The organism is Gordonia sp. DT30 (genome assembly GCF_049844915.1).
Taxonomy (GTDB): domain Bacteria; phylum Actinomycetota; class Actinomycetes; order Mycobacteriales; family Mycobacteriaceae; genus Gordonia.
Genome location: NZ_JBNCLY010000019.1, coordinates 79714 through 85987 on the forward strand (window position 1 = coordinate 79714; position 6274 = coordinate 85987).

Consider the following 6274-nt stretch of genomic DNA (forward strand, 5'->3'; position numbering starts at 1 on the left):
ACGGTGTGGGACATGCGTCGTTCCCTCATCCGTTCTCTGTGCGCCGCTGTCCTGGCCTCGGCGGCCGTGGTGTCGCTCGGTTCCACGCAAGCCCATGCCGCGCCGGGTGATGACGCGGTCATCGCCGCGACTCTCCCCGCCCGGCTGGCCGCGGCCGACGCCTACGCGGCGAGTCGCCCCGGCGGCACGGGCGTGGTGGTGCTCGATCGCACGACGGGCACCGTGTATGCCGACGGCCGGGCCGACACCCCGGTGTGGACGGCCTCGACCATCAAACTGGCGATGGCAACCGACCTGCTGAACCGGCAACGATCGGGTGCCATCACCCTGTCGGCCGCCGACCGCGCCGACATCCACGCCATGCTGCACAGCTCCGACGACGCCGCGGCCGACCGCCTGTGGTTCGCGTATTCCGGCACCGATCACCAGGCGTTCAACCGCGACTTCCGCGCATTCGGGATGACCGCGCTGCAGCCCCAGCGCGGTTTCAGCTCCTACTACCCATACTGGGGATTCCAGAAGGACACGCCGCGTGACATGGCCCGGCTCGTCGACTACGTGTTGACGCGAACCGCGCCCGACGATCGCCGCTACCTGGTCGGCGAGATGCGTGGGGTCGCCGCCGATCAACAATGGGGAATCCTGTCCGCACCGGCAAACCGGCTGCCGGGCAACAAGAACGGCTGGTCCGACGAGCGCGGCGGCTCGGTGATGAACTCCGTCGGATTCGCCGGTGAGGGTCAGCGCTTCGTCGTCGCGATCATGAATGACCTGGCCGGCCAAGGCGGTCAGGCGCAGGGCAAGGCGACTGTGTCCCAGGTGGCGCGTGATCTGCTCGGCTGACCGAATCCCCGGCGCGAGTTGCAGTTTCGATGATCATTGCGGCCGGACCCTGGAATAGCAACTTCGCCTGCCGCAACCTTGATATGAATTATGCTGGCGCCGGCCAGTCCGAAGTAGCTGCGCGTAACGCGTATCAGGCGATGGCGTGCCGCCCGGCTCTGCTGCCGCGGTAGGCGAGATCGCGGACGGTGCTCAGCCACTCCGGGAGGAAGTCGATACCCGGCGCGAGATTGCGGATCGGATCGAAATCCACATCGTCACCGACGAGGACGGTATCGAGGCGCAGATCGAGGACGGGTGTGAAACCGCCGGCACCGGTGGCGGTTTCGATGGTCACCGCAACCGGTTGCCCTTCGGTGATCGAGGAGTGCAACGCCTCCAGCGACACCTCGGCGGTGGTCGTCGGCTCGACGAAGCGGCCACGAATCCAGAACGGGGTGCCGTTCTGTCGATACGGCGTCAGGCTCGACACCATCGTCCCGCGCCAGTGAATGCTCGGCAACGGCAACGGGATACGTCCGCCCAGCGGTGCCGGACCCGAGAGCAACACGTCCCAGTACCGCACGTCGCCGGCGTCACTCGGTACTCGCAGGCGCACCGCGAGCCCGACGATGTCGGGGACCCTGCCCGGTAATCCGATGCCCTTGGAGATCCGCGCGGTGACCGGGCCGTCGCCGAACGGCAGCGACGACTGTCCGGCACGTGTGGCGATGCCGGCGCAGAAGAACCCGTCCGGGTGAAAGGCCCGGGCGTGTCGGACTTCGGCGAGCAGCCGGAACGGCGTGGTGATCAGCGAAGCAGGATGCACCCTGCTGGGTTGCCCACGACGAAGCGGTCCGAAACGGGGCACCGAGGGGTCTAGGGTGAGAGAGCTTGCAGCAGCGTCGAGCAGTCTTCATCCGCGTTCTTCGAAAGGCTTCTCATGATCATCCTCGGCGCCATCTGCCTGATCCTCGGGCTCATCTTCGGCATCCCGATCCTCTGGTCCATAGGCATCATCCTCGTCGTGATCGGTCTGATCCTCGCTCTCCTCGGGGCCACCGGCCGTGCGGTCGGTGGGCGCGCGCACTACTTCTGAGTGCGCCCGCGCCTACCTCACGCGGGCGGCCGGTTCAGGCCGCAGATTCGGCGAGAAACGGGCGGAGCAGGTCCAACAGGTCCGACGGTGCGTCCAGCGGCACGATGTGACCGCTATGGGGTAGGACGTGGCTGGTCAGATGGTCGGTGACCGGGCGAAGCTGCCGAGCGGTCGCGTCCCCGACCACCTGCCCACCGATCGTCAGCGTCGGAACCGTCAGTCGTCTACGCGTCGTGGCGTCGGTGATCTGCTCGGCACTGCGCGGCATCGCCCGGTAGTACTCGAACGCGCAGCGCAGAGCATCCGGTTCGCGGTAGGCGGCGACGAACGCATCCCGCACCGGCGGCGCGACCACGGTCCCGTCGGCGGTGCCGGAACGAAGAAAGAAGTCGACATAGGCTGCCTCGTTACCGGCGAGCACCGTCTCGGCCAGGCCGGGTACGGCATGAAAACCGAACCACCACGGAGGTCCGGCGCGGAAGAAGTCCTCCGCGCCCGGAAGACGGCCGATCGTCGTCTCGATGAGAACCAGCCGACTGACGCGGTCGGGATGCTCGAGGCCGAGGAGGAATGCAGGCGGGCCGCCGGCATCGAGTCCCACGACGGCCGCCGACTCCACCCCGAGGGCATCGAGGAGACCGAGCATGTCCGCGGCGAGATTGCGGGCGTCATATCCATCGGTCGCCCGGTCACTGTTGCCCAGCCCGCGCAGGTCCGGCGCGATGATCCGATACTCGCTCGCACACTCGCCCATGATCGCGCTCCACACCCGCCAGGTGTGCGGAAACCCGTGCAGCAGAAGAAGAGCCGGCCCATCGCCGCCGAGCGCGACGTTGAGTCGGCTGCCGTTGGTCTCGACGGTCGTCTCGGTGATCGCCCGTGGCGGCATGGCTGCCTTTCGTGGTTACCATTGGATACCACATCACGATAGGAGACCACCGATGACCGCGGAAGACGGCACTTTTGCATCACCTGGTCACCTCGCCGAAACCACCCCGGGTGAGGACCGTCGGGGCGATCTCTTCGACCCCGCATGCCCGACCCGGCAACTGCTGGACCGCATCGGCGGCAAGTGGATCTCGATGGCGATCAAGGTCCTCGGCGACGAGTATCCCGGTGAGATCCGCTTTGCCGAACTCAAGCGCCGGATGCCGGGCATCTCGCAGAAGATGCTCGCCCAGACGTTGCGTCACCTCGAGCGGGACTCACTCGTGGCACGGCGTATCGAGGCCACGGCACCACCTCGGGTGCACTACCGCCTGACCGCGCTGGGTATGTCACTCACCGAGCCGATAACAGCCCTGCGCGAGTGGGCCGAAACCCACATGGCGCGCATCGATGCGGCGCGGATGGACTGGGACCGCGCCGAGGACCGTCAAAGTCAAAGAGCCTGATACTCAGACACGTTCGAGGACGACGACGGGGATCACCCGCGTCGTCTTGGTCTGGTATTCGTCGTAGGCGGGCCACACCGCGGTCATCTTCGCCCACATGGCGGGCTTCTCCTCGTCGGTGGCCACCCGTGCGCGGACCGCGAAGCGTTCGTCCTTGATCTGTACCTCGGCGTTCGCGTCGCCCTGCAGGTTGAGAAACCAGGCCGGCGGCGCGTCCGTGCCGCCCTTCGAGGCGACCACCAGGTAGGCGTTGTCACCCCACGGCTGGAAGATCAGTGCATGCCTGCGCTCCTCGCCCGACTTGTTGCCCTTGGTGAACAGGATGAGGATCTCGGTGCCGTTCCAGTGATAACCCTGCTCACCCCCGGTCTTCAGGTAGAGGTCGACGTGCGGGTTTCCGTGTAGTTCATCGACAGAGCTCATCTCTCCACCATGCCACCGATCGCGGTGGATGGCAGGCGGGTGCCGGAGTGGGGGACACTGGACTGCACGCGCGCGCCGATTGCATGTTCACGACCGTCGAACGAATGGAGGTGAGGCCGATGCTGGAACTCGAACCGGGATTGGCCGCATCGCTGCGCAAGATCGAACGACGCGTCCTCGCCGATGTGCCGCTGCGGACCGGCTCGCGGCGCGCGATCTGGGTGACGATCGTGGTGCTCGCCGTGGCGAGCGTGACCGCGTGGGCGACCAGCGACGCCGACGGCGTCCGCACCGTGCTCGGTGAGGTCGCGGTCGGGCTCGGGGTGGCCGGCGCGGTCATGTCGACGGTCGCGGTGACCCTGCGTCGCTTCGGCTGGTGCGTGCTCGCCGGTGCGATCAGCGGAATCGCGGTCCCGCTGACGGTGCTCGGCTACTGGTCGACCCAGACCGGGCTCCGGGTCACATCGATCGGGTTTCTCGTCGCCGCGCTGTGTCACGCCGTGCTGGTGGGTAACTGGGTGCAATGCGGGCGGCCGCCGGAAGGCGTGCATCGGTAGTCGGCGGGTTCGGCGCCCGTCAGGACTCGTCGGTCGACGTCGGATCCCCGATGCCGTCGCGGCCGAGGGCCTCGGCCTCGTAGTCGGCGCGGACGGTCGAATCCCGCACGGCGTCAACCTGGTTGGGAACCATCCGGCGCATCAGCACGTCACGCACTCGTTGCGGCAGTAAGCCGACGGCCCGGACCGCGGGGCCCACATACGACGGCAAGGTCACCTCGAAGCGCGGCTTCTCGATGGCCGTCACGACCGCCGCGGCCACATCGGCCGGATAGAGCATGGCCGCCGAGCCGGTCGCCGTGCCGACCGCGAGTTCGGTGTCGACCACCGTCGGCATGATCGCGGTGATCCTCACCCCGCTGTCGCGCAGTTCCTCGCGGACCGCGGTCAGGTAGCCCAGCACGCCGTGCTTGGTGGCGGCGTAGGTGGCCTCGCCGGGCGGGGCGAGCCGGGACGCGGCCGAGGCGATGGTGATGATGTGGCCCCGGCCGCGCCGGCGCATCGGCGGCGCGGCGAGCCGGACACCGCGGATGACGCCGTGCAGGTTGACCGCGAGCATACGGTCGGTGGCGTCGTCGGGCTCGGTGTCGAACGGCCCGACCCACATCACGCCGGCATTGTTCACCAGCACGTCGATCGGCCCGACGGACGACTTGACGGCGGCGAGGAAGCCGCTGAACGAGGCGGTGTCGGTGACGTCGAGTGCAAAAGCGGCGACATTGCCGCCGATGTCGGCGGCGGTGTGCTCGGCGCCGGGCAGATCGCGGTCGCCGATGGCCACCCGTGCACCGGCGCCCCGCATACCACGGTAGGAGTGCGTACCTAGCCTCGGCCTTTCACGCTAATTGCGTGTCGTGAATGGAGAATGGTGCCCTGACCTGGGATGATTTGACTTGCGAAGGTCCAAATCTGCCGAGATCGAAAGGCACCATTCTGGTGAGTAAGTCTACGTCGTCGTACCCGTCGTTGTCGGTAGATGGCTCGGGAATCGGGCTGGTGTCGCATGCGGGGGCGGCGGTGTTGTTGCGGGCAGCGGAAAAGACCGGTCTGACCAGCGGGTTGTCGGCGGCGTTGGCGCCGTGGCGTAAACCGTTGGCCACGCATGATCCGGGCAAGATCCTGCTCGATCTTGCGGTCGCGGTCGCCTTGGGTGGCGACTGTCTGGCCGACATCAACCAGGTGCGTGCGCATCCGGGCGTGTTCGGGCCGGTCGCCTCGGACCCGACAGTCTCCCGTCTGATCACCTTGGTGGCCCGGGATGCGCCGAGGGTGTTGACCGCGATCAACACCGCTCGCGGCGCGGCCCGCCGCCAGGCGTGGCAGGCGGCAGGCCCGGCCGCCCCTGACCACAACACTGATGCCGGTCATCCGGTGATCGTCGATCTTGATGCCACCCTGGTCACCGCGCACTCGGACAAACAACACGCCGCACCAACCTATAAGCGCGGGTTTGGGTTTCACCCGTTGTGTGCGTTCGTCGATCACGGACCGGCCGGTACCGGCGAGCCTCTGGCGATGCTGTTGCGGGCCGGTAATGCCGGGGCGAACACCGCCGCCGACCACATCACCGTCGTCGATCAGGCGTTGACGCAGTTGCCGCACGTGTCGTCGTATCGTGTCGGCAAGCGTGTGTTGATCCGGGCCGATTCCGCCGGCGGCACCCACGAGTTCCTCGACCACCTCACCACACGGCGGCTGGCGTATTCGGTCGGCTTCGGCCTCACCGACACCAGCGCCGCCACCATCGATGACCTGCCGGCCGAGGCCTGGAGCCCGGCCTACGACTGCGACGGCGGTGTGCGTGAGGGGGCGTGGGTTGCCGAGTTGACCGGGGTGCTTGACCTGTCGGGCTGGCCGCCCGGGATGCGGGTGATCGTGCGTAAAGAACGACCCCACCCCGGTGCGCAGCTACGCTTCACCGACCGAGACGGGTTGCGGCTGACCGCTTTCGCCACCAACACTCGCCGCGGGCAGCTCCC

General features: G+C 67.6%; 9 protein-coding genes. 5 read left to right on the forward strand and 4 right to left on the reverse strand.

Annotated features, from left to right (window positions below):
- Positions 1–12: 12 nt before the first annotated feature.
- Positions 13–843 carry a tat pathway signal sequence gene (locus ACLQ3C_RS16850; protein ID WP_425706235.1) on the forward strand — a complete coding sequence of 277 codons (831 nt, stop codon included), beginning with the start codon at positions 13–15 and terminating at the stop codon, positions 841–843.
- 133 nt (positions 844–976) lie between these two features.
- Here ACLQ3C_RS16850 and ACLQ3C_RS16855 read toward each other — a convergent pair whose 3' ends face one another.
- Entirely contained in the window at positions 977–1651 is a 675-nt protein-coding gene (locus ACLQ3C_RS16855; protein WP_425706236.1) for a hypothetical protein, read from the reverse strand.
- Between the two features lie 114 nt (positions 1652–1765).
- Here ACLQ3C_RS16855 and ACLQ3C_RS16860 point away from each other — a divergent pair, with 114 nt between their 5' ends.
- On the forward strand, positions 1766–1921 hold the full coding sequence (locus ACLQ3C_RS16860) for a DUF6131 family protein (RefSeq protein WP_425706237.1): 156 nt from the start codon (positions 1766–1768) through the stop codon (positions 1919–1921).
- Between the two features lie 34 nt (positions 1922–1955).
- Here ACLQ3C_RS16860 and ACLQ3C_RS16865 read toward each other — a convergent pair whose 3' ends face one another.
- Positions 1956–2810: an alpha/beta fold hydrolase gene (locus ACLQ3C_RS16865; RefSeq protein ID WP_425706238.1), complete on the reverse strand. Its 855-nt coding sequence runs from the start codon at positions 2808–2810 to the stop codon at positions 1956–1958.
- 52 nt (positions 2811–2862) lie between these two features.
- Here ACLQ3C_RS16865 and ACLQ3C_RS16870 point away from each other — a divergent pair, with 52 nt between their 5' ends.
- Entirely contained in the window at positions 2863–3315 is a 453-nt protein-coding gene (locus tag ACLQ3C_RS16870) for a winged helix-turn-helix transcriptional regulator (protein ID WP_425706239.1), read from the forward strand.
- 3 nt (positions 3316–3318) lie between these two features.
- On the opposite strand, the gene ACLQ3C_RS16875 is transcribed toward ACLQ3C_RS16870, so the two are convergent.
- Positions 3319–3738 carry a nitroreductase family deazaflavin-dependent oxidoreductase gene (locus ACLQ3C_RS16875; RefSeq protein WP_425706240.1) on the reverse strand — a complete coding sequence of 140 codons (420 nt, stop codon included), beginning with the start codon at positions 3736–3738 and terminating at the stop codon, positions 3319–3321.
- Positions 3739–3857: 119 nt separating this feature from the next.
- Here ACLQ3C_RS16875 and ACLQ3C_RS16880 point away from each other — a divergent pair, with 119 nt between their 5' ends.
- Complete coding sequence (locus ACLQ3C_RS16880; RefSeq protein ID WP_425706241.1) at positions 3858–4295, forward strand: hypothetical protein; 438 nt, start codon at positions 3858–3860, stop codon at positions 4293–4295.
- 19 nt (positions 4296–4314) lie between these two features.
- On the opposite strand, the gene ACLQ3C_RS16885 is transcribed toward ACLQ3C_RS16880, so the two are convergent.
- Positions 4315–5097, reverse strand: coding sequence for an SDR family oxidoreductase (locus ACLQ3C_RS16885; protein WP_425706242.1), 783 nt, complete (start codon positions 5095–5097; stop codon positions 4315–4317).
- 134 nt (positions 5098–5231) lie between these two features.
- Between ACLQ3C_RS16885 and ACLQ3C_RS16890 the strand changes: the two genes are divergently transcribed.
- Positions 5232–6274, forward strand: a 1043-nt coding sequence (locus ACLQ3C_RS16890; RefSeq protein WP_425706243.1) for an IS1380 family transposase, incomplete at its 3' end; no start/stop codon positions are given.